This is a genomic window from Paraburkholderia sp. SOS3 (genome assembly GCF_001922345.1).
Lineage (GTDB): Bacteria > Pseudomonadota > Gammaproteobacteria > Burkholderiales > Burkholderiaceae > Paraburkholderia.
Window position 1 is genome coordinate 1,695,610 of record NZ_CP018812.1, and the last position, 22,655, is coordinate 1,718,264.

25 protein-coding genes are annotated in these 22,655 nt (G+C 64.4%); 11 read left to right on the forward strand and 14 right to left on the reverse strand.

All coding sequences use genetic code 11. The features are described 5' to 3' along the window. Positions 1-70 precede the first annotated feature (70 nt). Together BTO02_RS27560 and BTO02_RS27565 are read left to right on the forward strand one after the other, a co-directional pair. Positions 71-667, forward strand: a complete 597-nt coding sequence (locus BTO02_RS27560) for a nitrogen fixation protein NifQ (RefSeq protein ID WP_075160276.1) — start codon at positions 71-73, stop codon at positions 665-667. An 81-nt stretch (positions 668-748) separates the two neighbouring features. Beyond that, a complete protein-coding gene (locus BTO02_RS27565; protein WP_075160277.1) occupies positions 749-1,171 on the forward strand; it encodes a hypothetical protein in 423 nt (140 codons plus the stop codon). A gap of 65 nt (positions 1,172-1,236) precedes the next feature. Here the strand turns inward: BTO02_RS27565 and BTO02_RS27570 are convergent, their stop codons facing one another. The 3 genes from BTO02_RS27570 to BTO02_RS27580 form a co-directional block, all read right to left on the reverse strand. Then, entirely contained in the window at positions 1,237-2,382 is a 1,146-nt protein-coding gene (locus BTO02_RS27570) for an FUSC family protein (RefSeq protein WP_075160278.1), read from the reverse strand. A 28-nt stretch (positions 2,383-2,410) separates the two neighbouring features. Continuing rightward, positions 2,411-3,022 carry a LysE family translocator gene (locus BTO02_RS27575; protein ID WP_075160279.1) on the reverse strand — a complete coding sequence of 204 codons (612 nt, stop codon included), beginning with the start codon at positions 3,020-3,022 and terminating at the stop codon, positions 2,411-2,413. 252 nt (positions 3,023-3,274) lie between these two features. After that, complete coding sequence (locus tag BTO02_RS27580) at positions 3,275-3,919, reverse strand: VTT domain-containing protein (protein WP_075160280.1); 645 nt, start codon at positions 3,917-3,919, stop codon at positions 3,275-3,277. Positions 3,920-4,094: 175 nt separating this feature from the next. Here BTO02_RS27580 and BTO02_RS27585 point away from each other — a divergent pair, with 175 nt between their 5' ends. Beyond that, the gene (locus BTO02_RS27585; protein ID WP_083615531.1) at positions 4,095-5,078 is read left to right on the forward strand and encodes a YVTN family beta-propeller repeat protein; all 984 of its coding nucleotides are present in this window, start codon (positions 4,095-4,097) and stop codon (positions 5,076-5,078) included. Positions 5,079-5,217: 139 nt separating this feature from the next. Here BTO02_RS27585 and BTO02_RS27590 read toward each other — a convergent pair whose 3' ends face one another. The 6 genes from BTO02_RS27590 to BTO02_RS27615 all read right to left on the reverse strand — a co-directional run bounded on the left by BTO02_RS27590 (position 5,218) and on the right by BTO02_RS27615 (position 9,900). Beyond that, on the reverse strand, positions 5,218-6,276 hold the full coding sequence (locus BTO02_RS27590) for an alkene reductase (protein WP_075160282.1): 1,059 nt from the start codon (positions 6,274-6,276) through the stop codon (positions 5,218-5,220). A gap of 135 nt (positions 6,277-6,411) precedes the next feature. Further along, the gene (locus BTO02_RS27595; protein ID WP_075160283.1) at positions 6,412-6,714 is read right to left on the reverse strand and encodes an ArsR/SmtB family transcription factor; all 303 of its coding nucleotides are present in this window, start codon (positions 6,712-6,714) and stop codon (positions 6,412-6,414) included. Positions 6,715-6,961: 247 nt separating this feature from the next. Beyond that, positions 6,962-8,344 carry a type II toxin-antitoxin system HipA family toxin gene (locus BTO02_RS27600; RefSeq protein ID WP_075160284.1) on the reverse strand — a complete coding sequence of 461 codons (1,383 nt, stop codon included), beginning with the start codon at positions 8,342-8,344 and terminating at the stop codon, positions 6,962-6,964. Then, entirely contained in the window at positions 8,344-8,685 is a 342-nt protein-coding gene (locus tag BTO02_RS27605; protein WP_075160285.1) for a helix-turn-helix domain-containing protein, read from the reverse strand. Before BTO02_RS27605 ends, BTO02_RS27600 begins: the two co-directional genes overlap by 1 nt. 381 nt (positions 8,686-9,066) lie before the next feature. Further along, positions 9,067-9,300 carry a hypothetical protein gene (locus BTO02_RS27610; protein WP_075160286.1) on the reverse strand — a complete coding sequence of 78 codons (234 nt, stop codon included), beginning with the start codon at positions 9,298-9,300 and terminating at the stop codon, positions 9,067-9,069. Between the two features lie 135 nt (positions 9,301-9,435). Further along, the gene (locus BTO02_RS27615) at positions 9,436-9,900 is read right to left on the reverse strand and encodes an Lrp/AsnC family transcriptional regulator (RefSeq protein WP_075160287.1); all 465 of its coding nucleotides are present in this window, start codon (positions 9,898-9,900) and stop codon (positions 9,436-9,438) included. Between the two features lie 146 nt (positions 9,901-10,046). Here BTO02_RS27615 and BTO02_RS27620 point away from each other — a divergent pair, with 146 nt between their 5' ends. Continuing rightward, on the forward strand, positions 10,047-10,676 hold the full coding sequence (locus BTO02_RS27620; protein ID WP_075161445.1) for a LysE family translocator: 630 nt from the start codon (positions 10,047-10,049) through the stop codon (positions 10,674-10,676). A gap of 34 nt (positions 10,677-10,710) precedes the next feature. Here BTO02_RS27620 and BTO02_RS27625 read toward each other — a convergent pair whose 3' ends face one another. After that, positions 10,711-10,884 carry a DUF1289 domain-containing protein gene (locus BTO02_RS27625; protein WP_075160288.1) on the reverse strand — a complete coding sequence of 58 codons (174 nt, stop codon included), beginning with the start codon at positions 10,882-10,884 and terminating at the stop codon, positions 10,711-10,713. 273 nt (positions 10,885-11,157) lie between these two features. Here BTO02_RS27625 and BTO02_RS27630 point away from each other — a divergent pair, with 273 nt between their 5' ends. Beyond that, complete coding sequence (locus BTO02_RS27630; RefSeq protein WP_075160289.1) at positions 11,158-11,478, forward strand: YnfA family protein; 321 nt, start codon at positions 11,158-11,160, stop codon at positions 11,476-11,478. 95 nt (positions 11,479-11,573) lie between these two features. Here the strand turns inward: BTO02_RS27630 and BTO02_RS27635 are convergent, their stop codons facing one another. Next, positions 11,574-12,089 carry a DUF1993 domain-containing protein gene (locus BTO02_RS27635; RefSeq protein WP_075160290.1) on the reverse strand — a complete coding sequence of 172 codons (516 nt, stop codon included), beginning with the start codon at positions 12,087-12,089 and terminating at the stop codon, positions 11,574-11,576. Positions 12,090-12,417: 328 nt separating this feature from the next. Between BTO02_RS27635 and BTO02_RS27645 the strand changes: the two genes are divergently transcribed. From BTO02_RS27645 to BTO02_RS27665, 5 genes are all read left to right on the forward strand, one after another. Beyond that, entirely contained in the window at positions 12,418-13,980 is a 1,563-nt protein-coding gene (locus BTO02_RS27645) for a S53 family peptidase (RefSeq protein ID WP_075161446.1), read from the forward strand. Between the two features lie 110 nt (positions 13,981-14,090). Further along, positions 14,091-15,764, forward strand: a complete 1,674-nt coding sequence (locus BTO02_RS27650; RefSeq protein ID WP_075160292.1) for a S10 family peptidase — start codon at positions 14,091-14,093, stop codon at positions 15,762-15,764. 168 nt (positions 15,765-15,932) lie between these two features. Beyond that, positions 15,933-16,559: a hypothetical protein gene (locus BTO02_RS27655; protein WP_075160293.1), complete on the forward strand. Its 627-nt coding sequence runs from the start codon at positions 15,933-15,935 to the stop codon at positions 16,557-16,559. Positions 16,560-16,586: 27 nt separating this feature from the next. Next, entirely contained in the window at positions 16,587-16,964 is a 378-nt protein-coding gene (locus BTO02_RS27660; RefSeq protein ID WP_075160294.1) for a hypothetical protein, read from the forward strand. Between the two features lie 115 nt (positions 16,965-17,079). Further along, entirely contained in the window at positions 17,080-17,355 is a 276-nt protein-coding gene (locus tag BTO02_RS27665; protein WP_075160295.1) for a hypothetical protein, read from the forward strand. A gap of 121 nt (positions 17,356-17,476) precedes the next feature. On the opposite strand, the gene nadE is transcribed toward BTO02_RS27665, so the two are convergent. Beyond that, positions 17,477-18,343, reverse strand: a complete 867-nt coding sequence (nadE, locus tag BTO02_RS27670; RefSeq protein WP_075160296.1) for an ammonia-dependent NAD(+) synthetase — start codon at positions 18,341-18,343, stop codon at positions 17,477-17,479. 604 nt (positions 18,344-18,947) lie between these two features. Between nadE and BTO02_RS27680 the strand changes: the two genes are divergently transcribed. After that, positions 18,948-19,856, forward strand: coding sequence for a L,D-transpeptidase (locus BTO02_RS27680; protein WP_332262285.1), 909 nt, complete (start codon positions 18,948-18,950; stop codon positions 19,854-19,856). Positions 19,857-20,000: 144 nt separating this feature from the next. Here BTO02_RS27680 and BTO02_RS27685 read toward each other — a convergent pair whose 3' ends face one another. Together BTO02_RS27685 and BTO02_RS27690 are read right to left on the reverse strand one after the other, a co-directional pair. Further along, entirely contained in the window at positions 20,001-20,879 is an 879-nt protein-coding gene (locus BTO02_RS27685) for a DMT family transporter (protein ID WP_075160299.1), read from the reverse strand. Between the two features lie 124 nt (positions 20,880-21,003). Next, a complete protein-coding gene (locus BTO02_RS27690) occupies positions 21,004-22,560 on the reverse strand; it encodes an ABC1 kinase family protein (RefSeq protein ID WP_075160300.1) in 1,557 nt (518 codons plus the stop codon). Positions 22,561-22,655 lie beyond the last annotated feature (95 nt).

Sequence of the window (22,655 nt, forward strand, 5' to 3'; positions counted from 1 at the left end):
TGAGCCTTCGTGCGCAGACCGATTGCCGGACACTGAAAGAGAATGCGGGGAAATCCGAGGTGCCGGGACGATGACCTTGCCGAACGATGACGCGCCTACGCCGCGCGACGCCTGTGTACAAAGCCTGCTCGATCACGCGGTCAACCGTGTGCGGGCCGACACCATCGCGTTCGCGCGACTGATCGGCGCGAAGCTTGCGAGCGGCGCGCTGCAGGAGCTCGGGTTGCCGCGCGACACGCTCGGCGCACTGGCCGCGCGCCATTTCCCCGGCGCCGTGCTGAGCGGGGCCATGCCGCTCGAAGCGTTTCCCGAACACCCCGATGCGACGCAACATCAGTCATTCGTCGACGATCTGCGCCGGCTGTTGCTGCGTCACGAACGGCCACCGATCGCGAACGCAATCGACGCGTGGTGCCTCGCCACGATCGTTTCAACCGCGTGCCTGCGTGGCGATCACTTGTGGCGCGATCTCGGTCTCGATGGCCGCGACGACGTCACCGACATCATGACGCGCCACTATCCGAGGCTCGTTGCGCGCAACGTCGACAACCTGCGCTGGAAGCGCTTTCTCGCCGAGCAGGTCGCGCTCGACAAAGGGCGCACGCCCGGCCCCGCGCCCGGATGTCCCGGCTGCGAAGACTTCGGCTTCTGTTTTCCGAAAACGTGACGAAAACGGGGCGGCAACGCGCGGGCGATTCCGGTATAAAGACCGCTGCTGCACCCCCCATCCACGTTCCAGGAGAAGTCGATGTACCCAGTTCGTAAGCTGATCGCGACACTCGGTCTGCTGGCTGCGGTTGCGAGCGCCGCGCCCGCGTTCGCGCAAACGGCGCCGGCCGGCGCGCCCGCCGCGACGCCGGCCGGCGACGGCACGTTCCTGCTCACCGTTTTCCTCAAGCACGACCAGTCCAAGACGCTGCCCGAGATCAACAGGGAACTCGCGAAGCAAGGGTTCTACAAGGCGTTTCCGCCGCCGGGCATCGAGGTTGTTTCGTGGTACGTGATGATGGGCGTCGGCCAGGTCGTGACGCTGCGCGTGCCGGCCAACCGGCTGCGCGAACTGAACCGTGTGCTCGAGGAAACCGCCTGGGGCGGCTACCGGACCGAATTCTATCCGACGTACGACTACAAGGCCGCCGCGGAAGAGGCGCGTAAGACGGAAGGGAAGTAGGTCGTCCAGGGGCAGCAAGCGGCAGCAAGCGGCAGCAAGCGGCGCGCACAACGCGGTGCGCGCCCCTACGGACTCGCTTCGTCGGCGGACGGCAGGAACGGCAGGTTTGCCGTTGCGAACATCACGGCGGCGAGGGTGACGATGCCGATCAGGATGCCTTCGAGCCGCATCAGCGCGGGCAGCGGATCGGCCGACCAGTGATGGTCCTGCACGAACACCATGATGAACGCGATCGTAAACTGGCGGCCCACGTAGCTTGCGCCGGCGCTGCCGCTCTGCACGTGGCAGCCCACCCACACGCCGCACGACAGCGCGATCAGGCATGGGATCTCCTTGCCGTTCATGAGCGGCAGCAGCGCAATGCCGAGCGCGCCGGCCAGCACACACCCGGTTACCCGCTGCACCATCTTCTGCACGACCGGTTTCTGATCGCGGCTCGTCAGCGATGCGGCGGGCAGCACCATCACGGCGACCGTGGTCACGAGCGCCTGCGCGAAGCCAGGCAGGTTCAGCGTATAGGTGAGCGCCGCGATGATGGCGATGGCCAGTCCCGATTGCAGACCGAGCAGCATCCGCGCGGCGCGCAGCTCGCGCAAGGGCGGCGCGGCCGCGGCGGCGGGCGAGGGCGCCGCGTCGCCGGTCCGCCTGCGCCGATGCCATTCGATCACGACGTGGAAAAGCCCCGCCACCACGACGCACGACAGCGTCCCGACGAGCACTTCGGCGACTCGCAACACGGCGAACGACGCGGTCTTCTCCATCGACCCGAGGATGTGCGCCTCGTAGGTGACGAGCAGGGACGTGATGCCGCCGAGCACCCACGCATATGAAGCCACCGCGCCGTTGCCGGAGTAGACGCAGAAGCCGCCGATCGCGCCGATCACCGGAATGAAGAGCCACGGCCGGTCGCCGATCAACGGGCCGACGACGGTGCCCACGAGCGCGCCGAGCAGCGTGCCGAGGATGCGGTACGTGGAACGCTCGATGCTGCCCTGGAAGCTCGTCTGCATGACCGCGAAGCCGCTGATCGCGGCCCACCAGGTGTTCGTCAGATGCAGCGCGTGCGCGACCGCTACGGCGAGTACGACCGACAGCACGGTTTGAGCGCCGAACAGCGCGCGCTCCTGCGACGGCTTCCATGCGGCGAGTTCGCGTCCGAGCGAAACAATCGCCGAGCGCGAGAGCTGGGTATAGGCGTTGAGCGGATTCATCGGCGGCGGCTTCGGAGTCGCGCGCCGCCTAGCGCGTGGCGATGGCCGCGGCGGCGCCCGCCATCATCGTCGCGCTCGCGCGATTCGCGATGCGCACGGCGCGCCGGCTCGTCAGCAGCTTGCGGGCGCGCGCGGCAACGAGCGCCCAGCCGAGATCGACCGCGCTCAATACGACGAGCATGGTGAGCGTGAGCTCAAGCCAGGCGAGCGTGCCGACATGCGACAGATCGACGAGCGTCGGCAGCAGCGCGAGATAGAAGACCATGATTTTCGGATTGCCGAGCGTGACCGCGAGCCCCGCGCCGAACATGCGCCATGCCGATCGATGCGCGGGCAACGGGCTCTCGCGCACGTCGGCCGGCGCTCGCCACATCTTCCAGGCGAGGTACAGCAGATACGCGATACCGGCAACTTTCAGCGCGACGAACACGGCCGCGAACGTGTGCGCGAGCGCGACGAGACCGGCGACCGCGCAACCAAGCCAGAGCGCTTCGCCAAGCCACATTGCGGCGAGGAACGGCAGCACCTCGCGCAGTCCGTTGGTCATCACGCGGGCGACGAGCGCGGCGATACTTGGGCCGGGGGAACCGGCCGCGACGACGAGCGCGAGTGCAAAGACAAGCAGACCAGACAAAGCCATCGTGATGTCTCCGGGTGACCGTTCGTGATGCCCGTCAGTGCGCGTGGAATTGCAGCGGAGCGCAGGACGCTGCGCTATCGGGCATTCTGCTTGTGCGCTCGCCGCGGGCGTGGGGCGTTCGCGGGCCGGTTCATTATAGCGGCGCGTTGTCGCGTCAATGCAGGTGAGGCAACGGCGTGGCGCGCGACGGCGCGCCGGCCGCGACATCGAGATTGCGCGCGTCGCGTTCTTTTGTGCGCGCTTTCGCGGCGCTTATCCTCGCCGGTATGCATTCACGCGACGCCACAGCGCGCCGACGACCAGTGACCCGACGCCAAGCCCGATGCCCAGCAGCACGATCGAACTCATATGGTCGCGCACGAGCGGCACGTTGCCGAACAGATAGCCGCCGGCAACGAGCGATACGATCCACAAGGCCGCGCCGGCGATCACGAACGACGCGAAACGCGCAAACGTCATCCGTGCGACGCCGGCGACGAACGGCGCGAAGGTCCGCACCACCGCGATGAAGGGCGACAGCAGGAACGTGTAGCCGCCGCGTGCCTCGTAGAACGCGTGCGCGCTGCGCAGCGCGTTGCGGTCCAGCCATCGATAGTCCGCGCTGTAGACCTTTTCGCCGAGCGCCCGCCCGAGCAGATAGCAGACGATGCTGCCCGCGACTGTCGCTGCGAACAGCACCGGCACGACGAGCCGGATGTCGAGCGCGCCGGTCGCGGCGAACGCACCGCAGATGAAGATCAGCGGATCGCCAGGCAGAAAGAACAGCGGTAGAAAACCGATCTCGACGAACACGATCGCGAACAGCATCGCGTAGACCGCAGGGCCGTATTGCGCGATCAGCGACGGCAGGTGCTGGTCGAAGTGAAGGGCGATTTGCAGAAGATGCAGGGGATCCATCGGCGGGTCTCTGAATGAAAGCTTGCGCAAGGCCTCGTCAGGCAACGGACATCAGTGTAACGGGGCTTGGCATCGAGGTCGGCGCTCCCGCATAGTGACGCGTTTGCCAATCGCGCGTTCAACCTCTACCCCCTCCCAATTGAAAACATTTGCCACACGCGTCGCGCTGCTCGGCATGGCGTTGTTCGCCTGCGCCGCCCACGCGATACAACGTCCGCAAGCGGGCATCCAGCCGGACGCATACAAGGTCATCGTGCTCGATTCGGGCGAAGCGCAACTGACGCTGATCGACGAAGCGACGCGTCAGGTGGCCGGCACCGAAAACACCGGGAAAGAGCCGCATCATCTGATGATTACGCCGGACCAGAAATCGTTGATCGTCGCCAACTCGGTGTCGAACAGCCTGATGTTCGTCGACCCCGCGAACGCGGCCGTGCAGCGCGTCCTGCAGGATATCGAAGATCCGTATCAACTCGGCTTTTCGCCCGATCATCGCTGGTTCGTCACCGCGGCGCTGAGACTCGATCGGGTCGACATCTACCGGTTCGACGGCCGCAACCTTTCGCTCGCGAAACGCATTGCGCTCGGCAAGACGCCAAGCCATATGACATTCTCGTCGGACGCGCGCACCGTCTATGTGACGTTGCAGGACTCGGGCGAACTCGCCGCGATCGATCTGGCCACGCAGTCGGTCGACTGGAAAATTCCGGTCGGACGCGACCCCGCGGGACTGTGGATGACGCCCGGCGATCGCGCTCTGCTCGTCGGCATGACGGGCGAAGACGATGTCGTGGTGGTGGACCCGCGCACGCGTGCGGTCGTGAAGCGGATTCACACGGGACGCGGCGCGCATAATTTCCGCAATCTCGACGACGGCCGTCACGTTGCCGTGACCAATCGCGTCGCCAACACGATCAGCATTCTCGACTACGCGACGCTGCAGAACGTCGGCGAAATCGACAACCTGATGCCCGGCCCCGACGATATGGAACTGTCCGCCGACCGGCGCTTCCTGTGGGTGACGTTCCGCTTCTCGCGGCATGTCGGCGTGATCGATCTGCCTGCGCGCAAGCTCGTGTCGACGATTGCCGTCGGGCGTTCGCCGCATGGCATCTATTTTCAGAATCGCGCGCCGGTATATCCGCCTAATCCCGATTGACGGCCGATAAAAAACGCCCGGAACGGGTCCGGGCGTTTTTCGACGTTGCGCGCTATTGTCGTGCGAGCGCCGCGCAACCGTCGCGCGGCGGCGCTTGCCGAAGCGCTCGCGCTTGCGTTTCAAGCGGCTTCAAGCTGGTTCAAGCGGCTTCGAGCGACGGATAGTCCGTGTAGCCCTTCGCGCCTTCCGCATAGAAGGTCGAGGCATCCGGCTCGTTGAGCGGCGCGTTCAGTTCGAAGCGGCGCGGCAGGTCCGGATTGGCGATAAACAGCTTGCCCCAGGCGACTGCGTCGGCTTCGCCGGCGTCGAGCACCTGTTGCGCGGTTTCCTTCGTGAACTTCTCGTTCGCGATATACGGGCCGCCGAATGCGTCCTTCAGCTTCGGTCCGATACGGTCGTCGCCGAGCGCTTCGCGTGCCGCGATAAATGCGATCTTGCGCTTGCCGAGCTCGCGCGCGACATAGCCGAAGGTCGCGACCGGGTTCGAGTCGCCCATCGAGTGCGAATCGCCGCGCGGCGCGAGATGCATGGCGACACGATCGGCACCCCAGACGTCGATGCATGCGTCCACCACTTCGAGCATCAGCCGCGCGCGGTTCTCGATCGGACCGCCGTACGCGTCGGTACGCCTGTTCGTGCTGTCCTGCAGGAACTGGTCGAGCAGATAACCGTTCGCGCCGTGCACCTGCACGCCGTCGAAGCCAGCCTTCTTCGCGTTTTCCGCGCCTTTGCGATACGCAGCCACGATGCCCGGGATTTCGGAGATGTCGAGCGCGCGCGGCGTGACGAACGGGCGCTGCGGACGCAGCAGGCTCACATGGCCTTGCGCCGCGATCGCGCTCGGCGCGACCGGCAGATCGCCGTTCAGGAAGTGCGGGTCCGATACGCGACCTACGTGCCACAGTTGCAGGAACATCAGGCCGCCGGCTTTGTGCACGGCGTCGGTCACGAGCTTCCAGCCTTCGGTTTGCTCGTCGGACCAGATGCCCGGCGTGTCCGCATAACCGACGCCTTGCGGCGTGACGGAAGTCGCTTCGGACAGGATCAGTCCGGCGGATGCACGCTCAGCGTAGTACTGCGCCATCAGCGCGTTCGGCACGCGGATATCGCCGGCGCGTTGGCGCGTAAGCGGCGCCATGATGATGCGGTTCTTGAGCGTGAGATCGCCAATCTTGAGCGGATCGAACAGAGTCGGCATGAGGGTTCACCTTTGTCTTGTGGGCGCAAGCCCGTGGCTATGGGTTCGGCGTTGGGTCCAGCTTGCAAGGCACGTTTGCAGTACACGCTGGATCTGGCTTGACGAAGCTGGCGTTGCGCATGCGTGCGTCCGAAATCAAAGGCCCGTGTTCATCTGCTCGACGAACGCCTTGATGACTTCCTCGTTGCGCTTGAAGAAGATCCACTGGCCGACCCGCTTCGACGTGACGAGCCCCGCGCGCTGCAAGGCGGCGAGGTGCGCGGAAACCGTCGACTGCGAGAGGCCGCAGCATTCGTCGATTTTTCCCGCGCACACGCCGTACTCGAGCGGCAGCTCCTGGTCGGAGAAGTGCCGTTCGGGGTCGCGCAGCTTCGCGAGAATCTCGCGGCGCACAGGATTGGCGAGCGCTTTGTGGATCGCGTCGATATCGATCGTCATCGGAACTGCTTCAGGTTCGTCGAGTTAGCTTTCAAACCTTTGCGGCCTCCCGTTTCGAGGCGGAGCCCGCTTTCGGTGCACGCAATTGCATCGTCAGGTACCGAATCTTATATCGGAATTTTGCGATATGTTTGAAAGCCATTCTGGGGTAGGGGTCGGGCTTTGTTGCAGAACAGTCCAGTGTGCGAGGCAGACAAAGCCTGTGGGAGCCTGTTCGCACCAGCCGCGTCGCGATGACGCGTTGCCGCTACGATGTCCCTTTGCGTATTTCAGCCTGAAGCTCTGGCGAAGCGATTTCACCGATGTTTCGAAAAGCACGCGAAAGCTGATCCAGAAGCTTTCCCTCGGCTCCGTGCTCTTCGAAGCACGTCTTCCACTGGCGTACCTCACTCCACACCCGGCGCATGATGCCAACGGCTGTCGGTCGTCCTGACACGAAAGCCGAGTAGTGGCTCAGAGCGTTGTCCAGCGTAGCGAGCTTGCCTTTTTCCCCTACGCCAAGATGCAGCCTTCGCTCGCTGGCGAGGAGGGGGCGGGGAACGACGTCGTACAGAGGGCTGAGTACCCAGCCATCAAGCCGCGGGTCCCGTACGAAGCCATGGTTGCGAAGATGGTCGTCGTCGTTGGTCTCGAAGATGTTGAGCACCATGCGAGCAAACATCTCCTCGCCATTGGCTCTGACACAGCCCGGGTGGACGTATTTGTGAATGGCGCGGCCCAGGTCCGCGTAGGCCTTGTCCGGTGACTCCAGCTCACCGCAGGCCACGAGCGTGAGGCCGCTCACGAACGGAAGCCTGCCTTCGACGCGGCGCTCGCCCGGACGGGTGTCGTGCAGGGCGCCCGTGGATAGTTTCTGGCCAGCCTCGCCCCAGAAGCGGTCGAAGCGACGAATGAGCATGACTGGCAGGCCGCCAATGTCCAGATAGCGTACTTCGGGGACCGTCAGGCCGCAGCGGCGGGCGAGCTCCAATGTGCATGCCTCTGCCCGGGCCACATCGAACGTGTCGCCCTTCGCCGGGAACTTGGCGAGCCATAGTGCCCCTTCGTCGTCGCGTACCGAAGCCTTGGGCCGAGCGCCGCCAGCGGAGGGACCGGCACCGAGGAAGCTCTCGAGGTTTGCCGGCACCGGAGCCCCGTTCTCGACGGCCTCTGCCGCCTCCAGCACGTATTGCAACGAATGCAGGTCGCTCGCGGATGCCGAATCAGGACTCGTTCTCTGTTCCCGCACGTCCAGGGCGCCGACGCGGTCCCCGCCGGCGTGCAGCAGGTACTGCACTTCAAGCAAACCATTGGCTGGGGCCTTCAGGCGCGCTTCAATCACCCTGCGTCCCCAGGCGTCGGGAGCCGCGTCGCGAATACTTCCAAACTCGCCGAGTCCGTTCAGCGGGAACAGCACTTTTCCCTTGATGGCCCGACGGTCGCCAAGCGCAAGGCTCACAGGGTCCAGTTCGAAGGATTCCTTACGCTGGATATATTGCGTGCCGTATGCGAACTCACTGGCCAGCTCGCGGTTCCGGACATTCGCACCGTCCGTTTCCGTCAGACCGAGGATGCCGGCCGGGACGAACCGATTGCCATCGGTTTGCGCGATGTGGCTGAAGACGAAGACTTCTGCTTTGCTGCGCGCCATCAGAAGTCCAGCCGCTCCAGTTCGGCCTTGCTCGGTTCGCGCACGCGCCGCGTCGTTTCACGCGCCGCCAACGCCTGCAGCGAAGGGTCGTCTTCCTTCAGAAGTGAAAGCAGGCTGACACCGGGCGCGATCGCTTCCAGATACCGAAGTATTTGTGCCTGCGTGCGACCGAGGTCGCCCTTCTCCAGCAGAACCGCCGTCGAGCGGGAAATTCCGGCGCGAGTCGCCGCATCCGCTTGACGAATGCGCCGGGCAATACGCAAGCGCGCCAGCTTCTCGCCGAGCTCTCGAGCTTCGCGTAGACGCTCGGGGCTCATCATCGGTTGCTCATCGCGCTTCATGTTTGCAATCCCGGTCTGAAAACCTATAACGCCTATTTTTGCAGACATCTTATCTCTCGCTTTGGAGATGTCAAGTTTGCAATGGCAATCATTATGCAGATAATGACTGTGATTACAGTCATGCTCACTTGGGGGCGGCGGGGAACGGTGGTGTTGAGTGTATGACCGCGCCGTTATCCATCTAGCAAGGCCAGACAGACCTTATCGTCGTCAGACGGTGGCGCGGTGGCGCCTAGGCAGGGCTTTTCGATAAGGTTGTCGCAGATGTTTGCAATGCAACTAACTGTCTGCTGCAGTCCACGACTTTCTGGCGCGCAGACCCGCGCGCGCATCACGTCACGCTGACAGGAAAGGCCGCAGCGTACTGCCTGGCAAGCGGGCCTAGCGGTTGCCGTCAAGCAGTTCGCCGAGCATTTCGTCGAAGGCAGCCTGAGCGTCTTCGAGTTCCTGCAGCGCGGCGTCGAAAGTCTGCAACGCGATCTGCGACGGGCGGCCGCTGCCGGCCGGCGGGAATTGCGACTGCAAGGCGGCGAAGGCCGTCTGCACCTGCTGCGTGGCGGCGACCACGCGCTCCATCGCTTGCGTTTCTTCGGCTCGTGCCTGTTCGGGGTTCATGATGTTCAGGGGCTCCCAAGGCTCTCGGTTCGATATGCGGATATGTGCGCAGGTGCGGCGTCGCGCGGCGCGATGCGGCGTTCACTATGCCACTCGCGCTGCGAGCATCAAAGTGCGGCGCCGTGTACGCGCCAATCACAACAGCGGTAATGCGCCGGGCGACTTCACTTCTCGCAACGACAGCGCGGATTCGATCGAGGTCACGCCCGGCAGCGCGCGCACCTGGTCGCGCATGAACGTGCCGTAGTCGTCGAGGTCGCGCGCAACGACCTGCATGACATAGTCGGCAGTTCCCGAGACGTTGTGGCACGACAGGATGCGCGGTATGGCCTCTACCTCGCGCTCGAAGCGGTTCGCGAGTGTCTTGTCGTGCACCGCGAAGCGCACGTAGACGAACGCAAAGACGCCAAGCCCCAACGCCCGGCGCGACAGTACCGCGCGATAGCGCTCGATGAAGCCCTCGTTTTCGAGGCGCTTGAGACGTCGCGCGCAAGGCGTTTCGCTCAAGCCGACGGTCTCGGCGAGCTTCGCGTTGGACATCCGGCCATCGGTCTGCAGTGTGGCAAGCAGCGCGAGGTCGATTTTGTCGAGGTCGTTCATGGTGGTGGAATAGGCCAATTAATAGCCGAATTTTAGAGCAAAGCTCCAGTTTACGTCACTGTTAGATCGAAAAACGCCAGAATGCTCTCGCGCGACGCGTGCAACATGAAGGCCATCGACATCGCAACTTCACGATGGAAGCCGACATGATTTCCGCTCATCTGCTGGTTCTGTTTATTGCGGCGCTTGCCGTTGTCTGTGCGCTGCCGGGACCGGACATGGCGCTCGTGCTGCAGACGACGATCGCGCGCGGCACGCGTCAGGGCTTCGGCGTCGCCTGTGGCCTTGCGACTGCGCGTGCGCTGCACGTCACGCTGTCCGCGTGCGGTGTCGCCGCGTTGCTGCGCAATGCGCCGTGGCTTTACGAAGTCGTGCGTTACGGCGGCGCCATTTATCTGGCATGGGTGGCCATACAGATTTTTCGCTCGCCGGTGTTCGCGATGCCCGATAAGGATGGACGTCCGATGGTGGACCAGAGCCTGCGGACCGCCTATGTGAAGGGTCTCTTCACGAATCTGCTGAACCCCAAGGCCTTGCTGTTCTGCTCGGTCCTGCTGCCGCAGTTCGTGCGTCCGGACGCCGGGCCGATCTGGTCGCAGGTGATCGAACTGGGCGTCGTGCTGGTTCTCGTATGCGCAGCCTTCGACACTGTCTATACGATCGGCGCCGCCCGCATCTCGCGATGGGTGCGCACGCATCCACTCGCGCAAACGGTGCAGCGCTGGACATTTTCAGCGGCATTGATCGGCTTTGCGCTGCGCCTGTCGCTCGACTGAGCGGTCGAACTGTTCCAGGCGCTGCGTTGCACACTTACTTCTTTAGCATCGACAGACGCTGCGACTTCTCTTCGATGATCTTGCGGCGATGCTTGTCTTTCATCTTTTTCCAGGTCTTGCATTCATCTCGTGTGCGCAGGCAGCCAACGCAATAACCGGTCTTGCCGTCGAACTTGCAGATATCGATGCACGGTGATTTGACGCTCATGGGCGGGGCGCGAAAGGGATGGTCGGAAAACCGTTCGGACGAAAAACGGACTGCGCAAACTGTCGCATGGCATCGCTGCGTGCGGCAAAGTGATTGTCTTTATAAAGACGATAGACTGCCGGGGCAGTGCGCTCATTGCAGCCTACTCAGTGCAGCCCACTCAGTGCAGCCCACTTACCGCATTCCGCACGGCGACCGCATTGCAGTCATCTGTGCGCTAATGTCCGGGCCTCAACCCTGATTGCCACGCGGTTATTCCATCGCTTTTCTTTTATGAAGACTCTGCTGCTCTATATCGTGACCGCGCTAGCGGAAATACTTGGCTGCTATTTGCCGTGGCGCTGGCTCAAGGACGACGGCTCCGTGTGGCTGCTCGTGCCCGGCGCATTGAGCCTCGCGCTGTTCGCCTGGCTGCTCACGTTCCATGGCGCGGCCGCGGGCCGCGTCTATGCGGCCTATGGCGGCGTGTATGTCGCGGTTGCGATTCTCTGGCTGTGGCTGGTCGAGCAGATGCGCCCGACGATCTGGGATATCGCCGGCGCCGCGTTGACGCTTGCCGGCATGAGCGTGATCGCGTTCCAGCCGCGCGGTTGATGTGCTGCGAGGCGCCGCGAAACGCAGCGAAACGCCGCGACGCAATCGGCGCGCCCGCGCATCGCCTCGCGTGCCGCGCGCGCCCGCAGCGGCGTTTAACTGTTCGGCTTGCCGAGATAGTCCATCTTGCCGAGTTCGACGCCGTTGTGACGCAGGATGTTGTACGCCGTCGTCACATGGAAATAGAAGTTCGGCAGAACGAAGCCAGTCAGAAACTGGATGCCCGTAAATTCGACCGGGCCGCTGCGCATTTTCAGCGCGATCGGCCGCGCTTCGCTGCCGTCGATCTGCTCGGGCTTGAACTCCTTCAGATACGCGATCGTTTTCTCGATGCGGGCGGCGAGTTCGTCGAACGACACTTCGACGTCGTCGTACTTCGGCGGCTCGACGCCGGCGAGGCGCGCCGCGCATCCTTTCGCACCGTCGGTCGCGATATGCACCTGGCGTGCGAGCGGCAACATGTCGGGAAAGAGACGCGATCCAGGCAGCACCGACGGGTCGAGCTGCTTTTCGGCCGCGTGCGCCTGGCCTTTGCCGAGAATGGCCAGAAGGTTGTTGAGGCCGCGAATCAGCACAGGCACTGATGCCTGATACATCGAAATGGTGGTCATTGGTTTTCTCCGTGAATTTTCTCGCGTGGAACACCGATGCGTTGCGTCGCTTATGCGCGAGCCGCGAGCCGCGAGCCGCGAGCCGCGAACGCGGCGCTTCGCTGGTGTATCGCGGCAGCATCATAACCCTTGTGACGTCGCGCCGACACCAGGCCATTCGGCCGATTGTCGTGTACCCCGGAACTGTGTTCGAATGGTTTTGTCGGACAGAACGGCGTGATCTCTGAAACGAATGCGGCAGCGGGCGGCGCGGCATACCACGCGGCGTCATGCATGCCGGCCATCTGCAACGCGCGGTCACGAGCCGCGCATGGAGGAGAGCGACACGATGGGCAAGCATCCATTGCCGGGCAGCGAGCGGGCTGTCACGGAAGGCTCGAAGGTGATTGGCCAATGCGATCCGGCGGAAACGATCGAAGCGATCGTCATGCTGCGCCGCCAGGACGAACAGCAGTTCGAACAGCTGGTGCGCAGGATCGCATCGGGTACGCCCGGCGCTGCGCCGATCTCGCGCGACGAACTGGAAAGGCGCTTCTGCGCGTCGCCGGAAGACATCGCAAAACTGAAGGCTTTTGCCGCGCAGCATGGCCTCACTGTGGTGCGTGAAGATGCGGCCGCGCGCACCGTCGCGTTGAGCGGTACCGTCGCGCAGTTCCAGGCCGCATTCGACGTCGAACTGCAGCACTACGAACATCATTCGATCGGCCGCTATCGCGGGCGCACCGGCGCGATCAGCGTGCCCGACGATTTGCACGGCGTCGTGACCGCGGTGCTTGGGCTCGACAACCGTCCGCAGGCGCGGCCCCACTTTCGTATCCGGCCGCCGTACAGGCCCGCGCGCGCGGCGCCGGCGGTGTCGTTCACACCGCTGCAGCTCGCGTCGCTGTATCGCTTTCCGCAAGGCGATGGCGGCGGCGAATGCATCGGCATCGTCGAACTCGGCGGTGGCTATCGCATGTCCGATCTCAACGCGTACTTTTCGAGCCTCGGCGTGAAGACGCCGAAAGTCGTGCCAGTCGGGGTCGATCAGGCCGGCAACGATCCGGGCGGCGACCCGAACGGCCCGGACGCCGAGGTGACGCTCGATATCGAAATCGCCGGCGCGATCGCACCGGGCGCGACACTCGCCGTGTACTTCTCGCCGAACAGCGACGCGGGCTTTGTCGATGCGGTAAGCCGCGCCGTGCACGACACCACGCATAAGCCGTCGGTCGTCTCCATCAGCTGGGGGGCGCCGGAATCGACGTGGACCGAACAGTCGATGCGGGCATTCAACGACGTGCTGCAATCGGCCGCTGCGATTGGCGTGACGGTTTGCGCGGCATCGGGCGATAGCGGCTCGGGCGACGGCGTCGGCGACGGGCGCGACCACGTCGATTTCCCCGCGTCGAGCCCGTATGTGCTCGCCTGCGGCGGCACGAGTCTCGAAGTGTCCGGGCAGAGCATTTCGCGTGAAGTCGTCTGGAACGACGGGGCGAACGGCGGCGCGACCGGCGGCGGCGTGAGTGCGACGTTTGCGGTTCCGGTATGGCAGGAGGGCTTGTCAGCGGCCAGTTCGCAAGGTGGCAAGGCGCCGCTCGCGCGGCGCGGCGTGCCCGATGTCGCAGCCGATGCGTCGCCGGCGACAGGCTACGATGTGCTGATCGGCGGGCAAAACACGGTGGTGGGCGGCACGAGCGCGGTCGCGCCTTTGTGGGCGGCGTTGATCGCGCGCATCAATGCCGCGAAAGGGCAACCGGCCGGCTTCGTCAACGCGAAGCTCTACAAGGCGGCGCGTGTCTGCAACGACATCACACAAGGCAATAACGGCAGTTATGCGGCCGCGTCGGGATGGGACGCCTGCACGGGTCTCGGCAGTCCCGATGGGGCGAAGGTGGCGGCGGCGCTTTAGGCCTGTTCGGGTTCGAGTTGCGGCGCGTATGGCGCGTATGGCGTGTATGGCGCGTGTGATGCGCGTAGCGGCTGCTGGACGGTAACGGTAATGCATTCTATGGAGCGGTCATGGCAAACAACGAATCGGCTTCCGGCGGTCTGCAGTCGTCACACTCTTCGGGTGCACCGTCCGCGACGGCGGGCGAGAGCACACCGCATCGTGCCGGCGATCAGCCTTTTTTCGATCCCGTCGCATACGGCAACGGCCCCGACGACTCTGTCAATGACGCGAGCGAAAACGCCGCAATCACGAAGCATTCGATCACGATCGGCGGCAGGAAAATCAACTACACGGCGACGGCGGGTCATCTGGTGACAGTCGACCCGAGCAGTTCGCAGCCGAACGCGAAAATGTTCTACGTCGCGTTTACGCAGGACGGCCAGAAAGAGGAAACGCGCCCGCTCACCTTTTTCTATAACGGTGGACCCGGTTCGTCCTCGGTGTTCGTGCTGCTTGGTTCGTTCGCGCCGCGGCGCATCAAAACGTCGATGCCGAGCTTTACGCCGCCCGCCCCGTATCAGATGGAGGACAACCCCGATAGTCTGATCGACACGAGCGACCTGATCTTTATCAACCCGGTCGGCACCGGCTATTCGGCCGCGATCGCGCCGCATAAGAATCGCGATTTCTGGGGCGTCGATCAGGACGCGGATTCGATCAAGCAGTTCATCAAGCGCTATCTGACGAAGAACAACCGGTGGAACTCGCCGAAGTTTCTGTTCGGCGAATCGTACGGCACCGCGCGCAGTTGCGTGCTTGCGTACCGCCTGCATGAAGACGGTGTCGATCTGAACGGCGTGACGCTGCAGTCGTCGATTCTGGACTATACGCAGGCGGGCAATCCGGTCGGCGCGCTGCCCACTGCGGCGGCGGACGCGTGGTTTCACAAAAAGCTCGGCGTCGCGCCGAGACCGGCTGACCTCGGCGCCTTCGCGGAAGAGGTCGCGCAGTTTGCGCGCACCGACTACCTGGCCGCGTTGCGCAAGTTCCCGACCACCGACGATGCGACCGTCGAAAAGCTCAGCGAGTACACCGGTATCGACAGGACGACGTTGCTCGCATGGAGCCTCGACATCGCAGCCTACGACAGCCGCGGCAATTCGCTGTTTCTCACGACGCTGCTGAAATCGAAAGGGCTCGCGCTCGGCGCATACGACGGCCGCGTCACCGCGATCGAAACCGGCATTGCCGGGCAGATCGATCCGAACTCGGGCGGCAACGATCCGACCATGACGGCCGTCACCGGCGTCTACACGACGATGTGGAACACATACCTGAACGAGCAGTTGAAATTCACATCGAACTCGGCATTCACCGATCTCAACGATCAGGCGTTCCAGAACTGGGACTTCAAACACATCGACCCGACCGGCGCGCAGAAAGGTGTCGACGACAAGGGCAACGTGGTGCTCTACACGGCGGGCGATCTTGCCGCGGTCATGGCGCTCAACGTCGATCTGAAGGTGCTGTCCGCGAACGGCTTTTACGATTTCGTCACGCCTTTCTATCAGACCGTCATCGACTTGCAGCGCATGCCGCTCGTGAGCCAGCAGGTGCGCGAGAATCTGTCCGCGCGCTTTTATCCGTCCGGTCATATGGTTTATCTCGACGGGGCATCGCGTACCGCGCTCAAGCATGACCTCGCACAGATGTACGCGTCCGCGATCGGCAATACAGCCGCGCTCGGCCGCATTCGCGCACTGCAGGCGCGTAGCCTGGAAAGAGCGGAGAAACCGGCGTAGTAGCGAGTCGCGCGCCATCGTGAAAGGTTGTGGACGCAATCGTTTTCATTTGCAAGAAAGCGCCAATTCAAAGCCTTCTGCGTCGGTGAAATCGCAGTAGGGTTGCCGAGTGTGTTTTAATTGGCCTGCGAATTGACCCTTCCGCGCCGGTCGACGGCGCGCTGACCAATGAACGAAGGCAATGCAGACAGGCGTGGCAACGCGCGCCGCATCAGTAATCGTATCGAGTCGAACGATCATCGCGCTGCCGCACGCACATGCCGCACTGCGCGCGTCTCGCGGTGCGCGCGTAGCGCCGCCGTCGCCGCGCTGTGCGTCTCGGCGCTGCTGCATGGCGGCGCGGTGCGCGCGCAAGACGCGTCGATGCTCGACGAGCGCGTCACGCAGCACTCGGTGGCAGACACGATCTGCAAACCCGGTTACGCAGATACCGTTTCGCCGCCGCTCGACGAGATGCTCGCGCACAAGAACCGGTTGCTTGCGCAACGGGGCATCGATACGGACGACAGCACCGAATACGCGCTGGACCGGCGTGTGCCGATCCTGCTGGGCGGCTCGCCCGACGCGGCCGACAACTTCGATCTGTTGCCGTGGGGCGGGCATCGCGGCGAGCGTCGCAAGGAATTGCTGGCTGCGAAATTGAAGCGCTGCGTCTGTGCCGGAAAGATGAGCCTGAGCGCTGCTCAGGCGGCGATTGCGGGCGACTGGCCCGCGCAATATGCACGCCTGCGCCGCACGCCGTGCGAAGACGGTCATGTCGGCATGACGACCGATGGTGACGACGACGGCTCGTGACGCGCAGGTCCGGATCAGGAGATACCCATGACGAAGCTCAAGCTCAGTTTGATCGCGGTTGCCGCGGCATCCGGCTTCCTGATGTCGAACGGTGCGTTCGCATCGGACGGCGCGCCGCTCGGATGCCGCACTGGCGACCCTCTGCACATTCGCGGCGACGCGCCTGCCGCGATCAGCTACGATGTGTACAGCCAGCTGTACCCGCTATCCGCGAAACGGCTCGCGCTGTTCGAGGAGGCGGGCACCGTGAAGCGTTTGCCGGAAGGCCTCGACGTCTGCGAGATCGCGGACGACGGGGTGACCGATCCGTCCGCGGTGCTCGTGCGGGGCCCGCACGACCGCATGGCGTGGTGGGTCAGCGCGGACCACGTGGCGCCGAAAGCCGCGAGCGACGGAAACGACTGAGCAGCCTGCGGCGAGCGTGTGTGCGGCACGTCAGAGGAGTCCGCAAGATGACGGCGTCTTACCTGCACCCGGCCGCGGCGCGAACGCTGCGCGGGTTTCGTTGCGTGGGGTGTGTATGAACCTGATCGTCTGGAATATTCCCGAGACCTGTTCCGAGCAGGATGTACGCGACTTTCTCCAGCATGAGCTCGGCCACTACGCGAAGAACGTCACGGTGTTCGAACAGGGCACGTCGAACGCTTACGCCAATGTCGAACTGAATGCGGACGTACCTTACGTCGGCGATGTCATTGCGCAGCAGGTGCACGGCAAAATGCTGTGCGGCGTGGTGTTGCAGGCGAGCGCAACGCCATTCGACGAAAGGCCCGCTCCGCCCCCGAAGAGCCTGTAGCGCGCTCATGTAAGGTAGGGCAAGCCGCGCGCCGCAACGCAGTCGCGAGCGGACTCACGTCGGTTTCAAACGCGCGCGCACACGCGTACACGTCGCACAAGAGCCTGCGCGCATGCCGCATTCACGGGCGAGCTGCGGGCGTTTCCCAGTCGAACGGCGTGTAAGGCAATGCACGCTTGTGATGCGTCGCCTCGTAAAAGCGCATCACGGTTTGATACACCGCGTCGCTCACCGGCTTGCCTTCGAGAAAGTCGTCGATGTCTTCGTAGCGGATGCCATACGCGTCCTCGTCGGGACGTTGCGGGCGCAACATTTCGAGGTCGGCGGTCGGCACCTTGTGCGCAAGCACGCCGGTTGCACCGAGCGCTTGCGCGACGGCGCGCACGCGCCGCTTGAACAGGCCCGCAAGCGGCAGCACGTCCGCGCCGCCATCGCCGAACTTCGTAAAGAAGCCCATCACCGATTCCGCAGCGTGATCGGTGCCGATCACGACACCGCGGCGCGCGCTTGCGACCGCGTATTGCGCAATCATCCGGCTGCGCGCCTTGATATTGCCGTGCACGAAGTCCTGTTGCTCGTGGTTCGCGAAGCGCAACCCGCTCGCGTCGAGCGACGCGAGCATCGCATCCGCCGCAGGTTTCACGTCGACGCTCAGCACCTCGTCCGGGCGAATAAACGCGAGCGCCTGCTGCGCATCGGCTTCGTCGTGCTGCGTGCCATACGGCAGGCGCATTGCAACGAAGTGCGCGTCGTAGTTCGCCGCGCGCAACCGCTCGACGGCCAGTTGCGCGAGACGGCCCGCGGTCGTCGAATCAACGCCACCGCTGATGCCGAGCACGTAAGTCGCAAGGCCGTTCGCGCGCAGATAGCGCGCGAGAAAATCGACGCGCCGCTCGATTTCCAGCGCGGCATCGAACGATGCGGTGACATGCAACTCTGCGGCGATGCGTTTCTGGCAAGCGGCGGCGTTTTCGTCATGGGGGGGCATCGGCGTTCTCCTCGGTACGGACGTTGCGCTTCGAGCGGCGTCCAGACAAATCCAGGCGGGTTTAAGCAGATCCGGGCAGATTCGAGCGTGCTGCGGACATGCAAGGAGTCTGGTTTAATGTGGACAGCTTGTCTCCGACTACGTTCGTCCGAAGCTTTAATTCACCTGACGCATTCGCGAAATTTGCACCGCGTGGTCGCAGCGTCGCGTCAGTCGAAACAGGCGATCGCGATGCGCGGTCAAATTTGGGCTGATGTTTGTCCATTCGACGCGTTCACATTGCGGATTTCGACGCGTGCCGTCATTGTCGTCGACACTCCCGCGGAGCTTGCCTTGCGCGGGTCTCGCGCGTGCCGTGAGGGTCGGCGCGCGATTATGGTCAAGCGGGTTTGCGTACACAGCGATGAAGAACAATAAGTTCTGCCGGCTGGCGAAACGCGCGCCGGAATCCACATATGGTAATGACGGATGCGATGCGATTTATCGAATCCAATGCGTCGGTAATATTGCGCCCGCCAATCGGACCGGATACCGCGCCGCTCGAGTTTTTTCGAAGTGTAGAGCGGGTTTGCGAGGCGGTTCGCGTTCTGCCGCATCGTCCTGCATATTCGCCGCCATCGCCTTGGCGAGCTGCGTGTTGACAGGCGGCGCATGTGCCGCCATCGCGTCGCAGCCGCGTACGCAGGCGGCATGGTCCGCGCTCGAGTCCGCCGTCGCGGCGCGCGATGCGGTCGGCGGCGCCGATCCACGGCAGGCGTTGCTGATGCGCGACCTGTTCGCGCACGACGTCGCGCGCCGGCTCAGAGTTCCGCTTGCCGATCAGCGCGCGTATGGCGAGCGGCTCGAGGCGGCACTCGACGCGCATGCGCTCGGCAGCCTGTCTGGCGAATATGTGGTGCTGGTCGACCGTAATCCGAACGTGCAGACGCTCTTTATCTATTTCCGCGCGGTGCCGGCCGACGATTGGCAACTGATCGGCGCGTCGCCGGTCGCGACCGGCCGGCCCGGACAGTATGACCACTTCATCACGCCGCTCGGCGTGTTCGAACACACGCCGGACAATATGGACTTTCGTGCGGAAGGCACGATGAACTCGAACGGTATCCGTGGCTACGGCCGGCATGATCTGCGCATCTTCGATCTTGGCTGGGCGCAGGCCGAGCGCGGATGGGGCAAGGGCGGCGTTTCGCAGATGCGTTTCCAGATGCATGCCACCGACCCGGACAAGCTCGAGCCGCTGCTCGGGATCCGCCATTCGAAGGGCTGCGTGCGGATTCCAGCAGCACTGAACCGGTTCCTCGATCACTACGGCATTCTCGATGCCGAGTACGAAGACCTCGTCGATGCGGGCCGCTCGCTGTGGGTGCTGCATTCCGACCGTCAGGTTACGCCGTGGGCGGGGCGCTATATCGTCGTCGTCGATTCGGCGCGCAAGACGAGGCCGGCATGGTCGCCCGCGCCGAGCAGCGCGCTGCGTGCGAAGATGCCGGGTCAAGCCGATACGGCCGATTGAATAAAGCGTGTCTCGGGTTTGATCGCGGTTGCGCGCAGCAATGCGCGATCAGCATGTCACGGTCGCGCAACCTTCCACGACCTCGCGCGACTTCGCAGGCCGTGCGGCACATCAGCGAGCTCGACGCCGGCCGCCGGCATCGGCTCACGACCTCGACCTCGCGAGCAACACCCCGACGAGTGCCACGACGAATCCGGCGATCTGGATCGGCGTCAGCGTCTCGCCAAAGCCGACATAGCCTTCGAGCGCGGCAAGCGGCGGCACGAGAAACAGCAGCGCAGTCGCGCGCGACGCGTCGCCGCGTCTGACGAGCCAGACAAGCATGGTCAGGCTGACGCCGGACAGCATCACGATGCCCCACGCAAGCGACACCCATAGGGTCGGCGACGGTATCCAGCGATGCTCGCCGAGCGCGAGCGCAAACAGCGCGGCAACGAGCGCCGCGCCGACATTCTGCACGGCGCTCGAACTGCGCAGATCGGCGCTTGCGAGCGAAGTCTTCTGAAACAGCGTGCCCGCGGTAATCGCCACGACGGCGAGAATCGAGACCGTGACGACGAGCCACGCGGGCGCGTTTCCGTGCGTCGCGGGCAAGCCGGCTGCGCTCAGCTTCGGTTCGAGCACGAGCGCGACCCCGGCGAGGCCGAGCGCCATGCCGCTCCAGCCGCGCCGCGACAGACGTTCGCCGAAGAGCGGCGCAGCGACGGCTGCGGTCAGAAGCGGTTGCAGCGCGCCGAGCAGCGCCATGACGCCGGCCGACATGCCTTGCGCGATGGCCCAGTAGCCGGCGCCTAGATAAACGCCTTGCAGCAGCGCCCCCGCAACCAGGTGTTTGCCGAGCGCGCGGCCGGTCGGCCAGGCGGCGCGGCCGATCCATGCCGCGCATGCAAACAGCAGGGCGGTGCCCGAGAAGCGCGCGAGCAGGAACAGATTCGGGTCGGCGAACGGCGCGATCGCGCGCGCGACGACGAAACCAGTCGACCACAGGACGACGAATACGACCGCACTGATTGAAGCGAACATGACAACGACGGCAACAGGATGAGATGCGTGCAGTATCGCGAAGCGGCTGTCGAGTGTCTTGTTCGAAGCTGCACTGCTGCCGCGCTGCCGTGGTGCCGCAGCGGCCGCTTCGAGACCCGGGCATTCAGTACATCAGCAGTATCGCCAGCGCGCCCAGCACTGCGCCGCAAACGGTGCACGCCCACAGCAGCGTGCGCGTGCGCCGATATTCGCGCGTGACTTCGCCGACCAGTTGTGCCTGCTGTCGCGTGGTCGCGATACTGTGCTGCTGCTGAAGATAACGAATCGCAAGCTGCGGCACGCGCGGCACCAGATGCGCAAGATGCGGCAGTTCCTGCGCGAGATGCTTTGCCCAGCCGCGATGATCGAAATCGCGCCGTGCGAGATCGGCGAGTACGCGGCGCGCGATATTCCAGCTGTCGACGCCCGGATGAAGCGCATTCGCGAGTTGCTCGGCCTGCTCGAAGGCGCGTTGCGCGGCGACGAGGCGCGGCGGCACGCAGCCTTCGAATGGCGCGACCGCATGCAGCAGATGATGAAACAGCGGGGCCGCCGTCCGCTCATGCGGCGCATCCGCAAAATGGGCTTCGGCGCGCATGCGCAGTTCGGCCTCGAGCTGCTCGGTGCGCGCATCGGGCGGCACGTGCCCGGCGTTGCGATGCAGATCGGCGAGGCGTCCGTAATGCTGGCCGAACAGCGCAGTCGCACCGTGCACGAAGAACGAGCGCTCGTCGCTCGACAGATTCGACATGACTGAAAAGTCGCCGAGCACGAGCTTGCCGTGCGTCTCATCGTCGACGCTTACGCGCACGCGCTGCGCGTCGAGCGCCGCATGGAAGAAGCCATGCTCGAACGCCTCGTGGGTCACGACCTCGATGATGCGCGCGGCGAGCGCCGGCACGCTGACGCGATGCGCCGCGAGGCCAGCGAAGTCGGTCACGCGTACGGTCGCGATACGCTGTATGACAAGCGTCGCGTCGCCGCACAGGTCCCAGATCACGGCGGGCACGACGACGCGCGCGTCGTCGGCGAACAGGTGCGCCGTCTGGCTCTGGTTTGCCGCTTCCGCGCGCAGGTCGAGACGGCGCATGATGTCCTGCGTGAACGTGTCCGCCAGTTCGCGCACACGCAGCTTGCGCGCCGCGCGCGACAGCTTTTCGAGCCAGCGCGCGACCCAGCGCAGCAGCGCCGTTTCGTCGGCGATCTGCGTGCGCTGACCGACGCGCAGCAACTTGATCTCGACGTCGCGATGGCCATCGATCGGCATGGCGAGCCGCGCGAGATGGATCTGGTGCGCAAAGCCGCTTTCGACGGCGGTCAGATCGATCGATTCGAACAGCGTCGGCAGGGGCCTGCCGAATGCGGCAGTCAGCGCGTTGCCCGCGGCGTCGGGCGGCAGCGGCTCGAGTAGATGGTGGACCGAATCGAGCGCGTCGTGCAGCGTGCCGGCGGCGAGCTCGGGGCGCGTCGCGAGTGTTTGCACAAAGCCGCCGGCGAGCGGCCCGAGCAGCGGAAGCAGGCCGCGCATACCCGCGCGGCCGCGCTCGGACGCATGCACGCGCTCGAGCAGCGTGACGATCCAGTGCACCTTATGGTCCGCAGGCGCGGCGAGCCAGATAAGGCGTGCGCCGAAGCGCAATGCGTGGAACAGCAGGAGCAGGCGGCGAAAGAAAGACGGCATCGGCTAAACGGTCGGCAGGGCGCACGGGGCAGTGCGCCGCATAAGGGGGCAAGCTTAGCAGGGATGCGCGTTCGGGCACACTAGCGCCGAAGGGT

Coding starts and splice junctions, on each gene's coding strand:
- BTO02_RS27660 (WP_075160294.1), top strand. CDS start 16,587: ATGACGAAGCTCAAGCTCAGTTTGATCGCGGTTGCCGCGGCATCCGGC.
- BTO02_RS27605 (WP_075160285.1), bottom strand. CDS start 8,685: ATGAAGCGCGATGAGCAACCGATGATGAGCCCCGAGCGTCTACGCGAA.
- BTO02_RS27620 (WP_075161445.1), top strand. CDS start 10,047: ATGATTTCCGCTCATCTGCTGGTTCTGTTTATTGCGGCGCTTGCCGTT.
- BTO02_RS27625 (WP_075160288.1), bottom strand. CDS start 10,884: ATGAGCGTCAAATCACCGTGCATCGATATCTGCAAGTTCGACGGCAAG.
- BTO02_RS27685 (WP_075160299.1), bottom strand. CDS start 20,879: ATGTTCGCTTCAATCAGTGCGGTCGTATTCGTCGTCCTGTGGTCGACT.
- BTO02_RS27690 (WP_075160300.1), bottom strand. CDS start 22,560: ATGCCGTCTTTCTTTCGCCGCCTGCTCCTGCTGTTCCACGCATTGCGC.
- BTO02_RS27645 (WP_075161446.1), top strand. CDS start 12,418: ATGGGCAAGCATCCATTGCCGGGCAGCGAGCGGGCTGTCACGGAAGGC.
- BTO02_RS27650 (WP_075160292.1), top strand. CDS start 14,091: ATGGCAAACAACGAATCGGCTTCCGGCGGTCTGCAGTCGTCACACTCT.
- BTO02_RS27610 (WP_075160286.1), bottom strand. CDS start 9,300: ATGAACCCCGAACAGGCACGAGCCGAAGAAACGCAAGCGATGGAGCGC.
- BTO02_RS27630 (WP_075160289.1), top strand. CDS start 11,158: ATGAAGACTCTGCTGCTCTATATCGTGACCGCGCTAGCGGAAATACTT.
- BTO02_RS27575 (WP_075160279.1), bottom strand. CDS start 3,022: ATGGCTTTGTCTGGTCTGCTTGTCTTTGCACTCGCGCTCGTCGTCGCG.
- BTO02_RS27600 (WP_075160284.1), bottom strand. CDS start 8,344: ATGGCGCGCAGCAAAGCAGAAGTCTTCGTCTTCAGCCACATCGCGCAA.
- BTO02_RS27580 (WP_075160280.1), bottom strand. CDS start 3,919: ATGGATCCCCTGCATCTTCTGCAAATCGCCCTTCACTTCGACCAGCAC.
- nadE (WP_075160296.1), bottom strand. CDS start 18,343: ATGCCCCCCCATGACGAAAACGCCGCCGCTTGCCAGAAACGCATCGCC.
- BTO02_RS27635 (WP_075160290.1), bottom strand. CDS start 12,089: ATGACCACCATTTCGATGTATCAGGCATCAGTGCCTGTGCTGATTCGC.
- BTO02_RS27590 (WP_075160282.1), bottom strand. CDS start 6,276: ATGCCGACTCTGTTCGATCCGCTCAAGATTGGCGATCTCACGCTCAAG.
- BTO02_RS27655 (WP_075160293.1), top strand. CDS start 15,933: ATGAACGAAGGCAATGCAGACAGGCGTGGCAACGCGCGCCGCATCAGT.
- BTO02_RS27615 (WP_075160287.1), bottom strand. CDS start 9,900: ATGAACGACCTCGACAAAATCGACCTCGCGCTGCTTGCCACACTGCAG.
- BTO02_RS27585 (WP_083615531.1), top strand. CDS start 4,095: ATGGCGTTGTTCGCCTGCGCCGCCCACGCGATACAACGTCCGCAAGCG.
- BTO02_RS27565 (WP_075160277.1), top strand. CDS start 749: ATGTACCCAGTTCGTAAGCTGATCGCGACACTCGGTCTGCTGGCTGCG.
- BTO02_RS27595 (WP_075160283.1), bottom strand. CDS start 6,714: ATGACGATCGATATCGACGCGATCCACAAAGCGCTCGCCAATCCTGTG.
- BTO02_RS27560 (WP_075160276.1), top strand. CDS start 71: ATGACCTTGCCGAACGATGACGCGCCTACGCCGCGCGACGCCTGTGTA.
- BTO02_RS27570 (WP_075160278.1), bottom strand. CDS start 2,382: ATGAATCCGCTCAACGCCTATACCCAGCTCTCGCGCTCGGCGATTGTT.
- BTO02_RS27665 (WP_075160295.1), top strand. CDS start 17,080: ATGAACCTGATCGTCTGGAATATTCCCGAGACCTGTTCCGAGCAGGAT.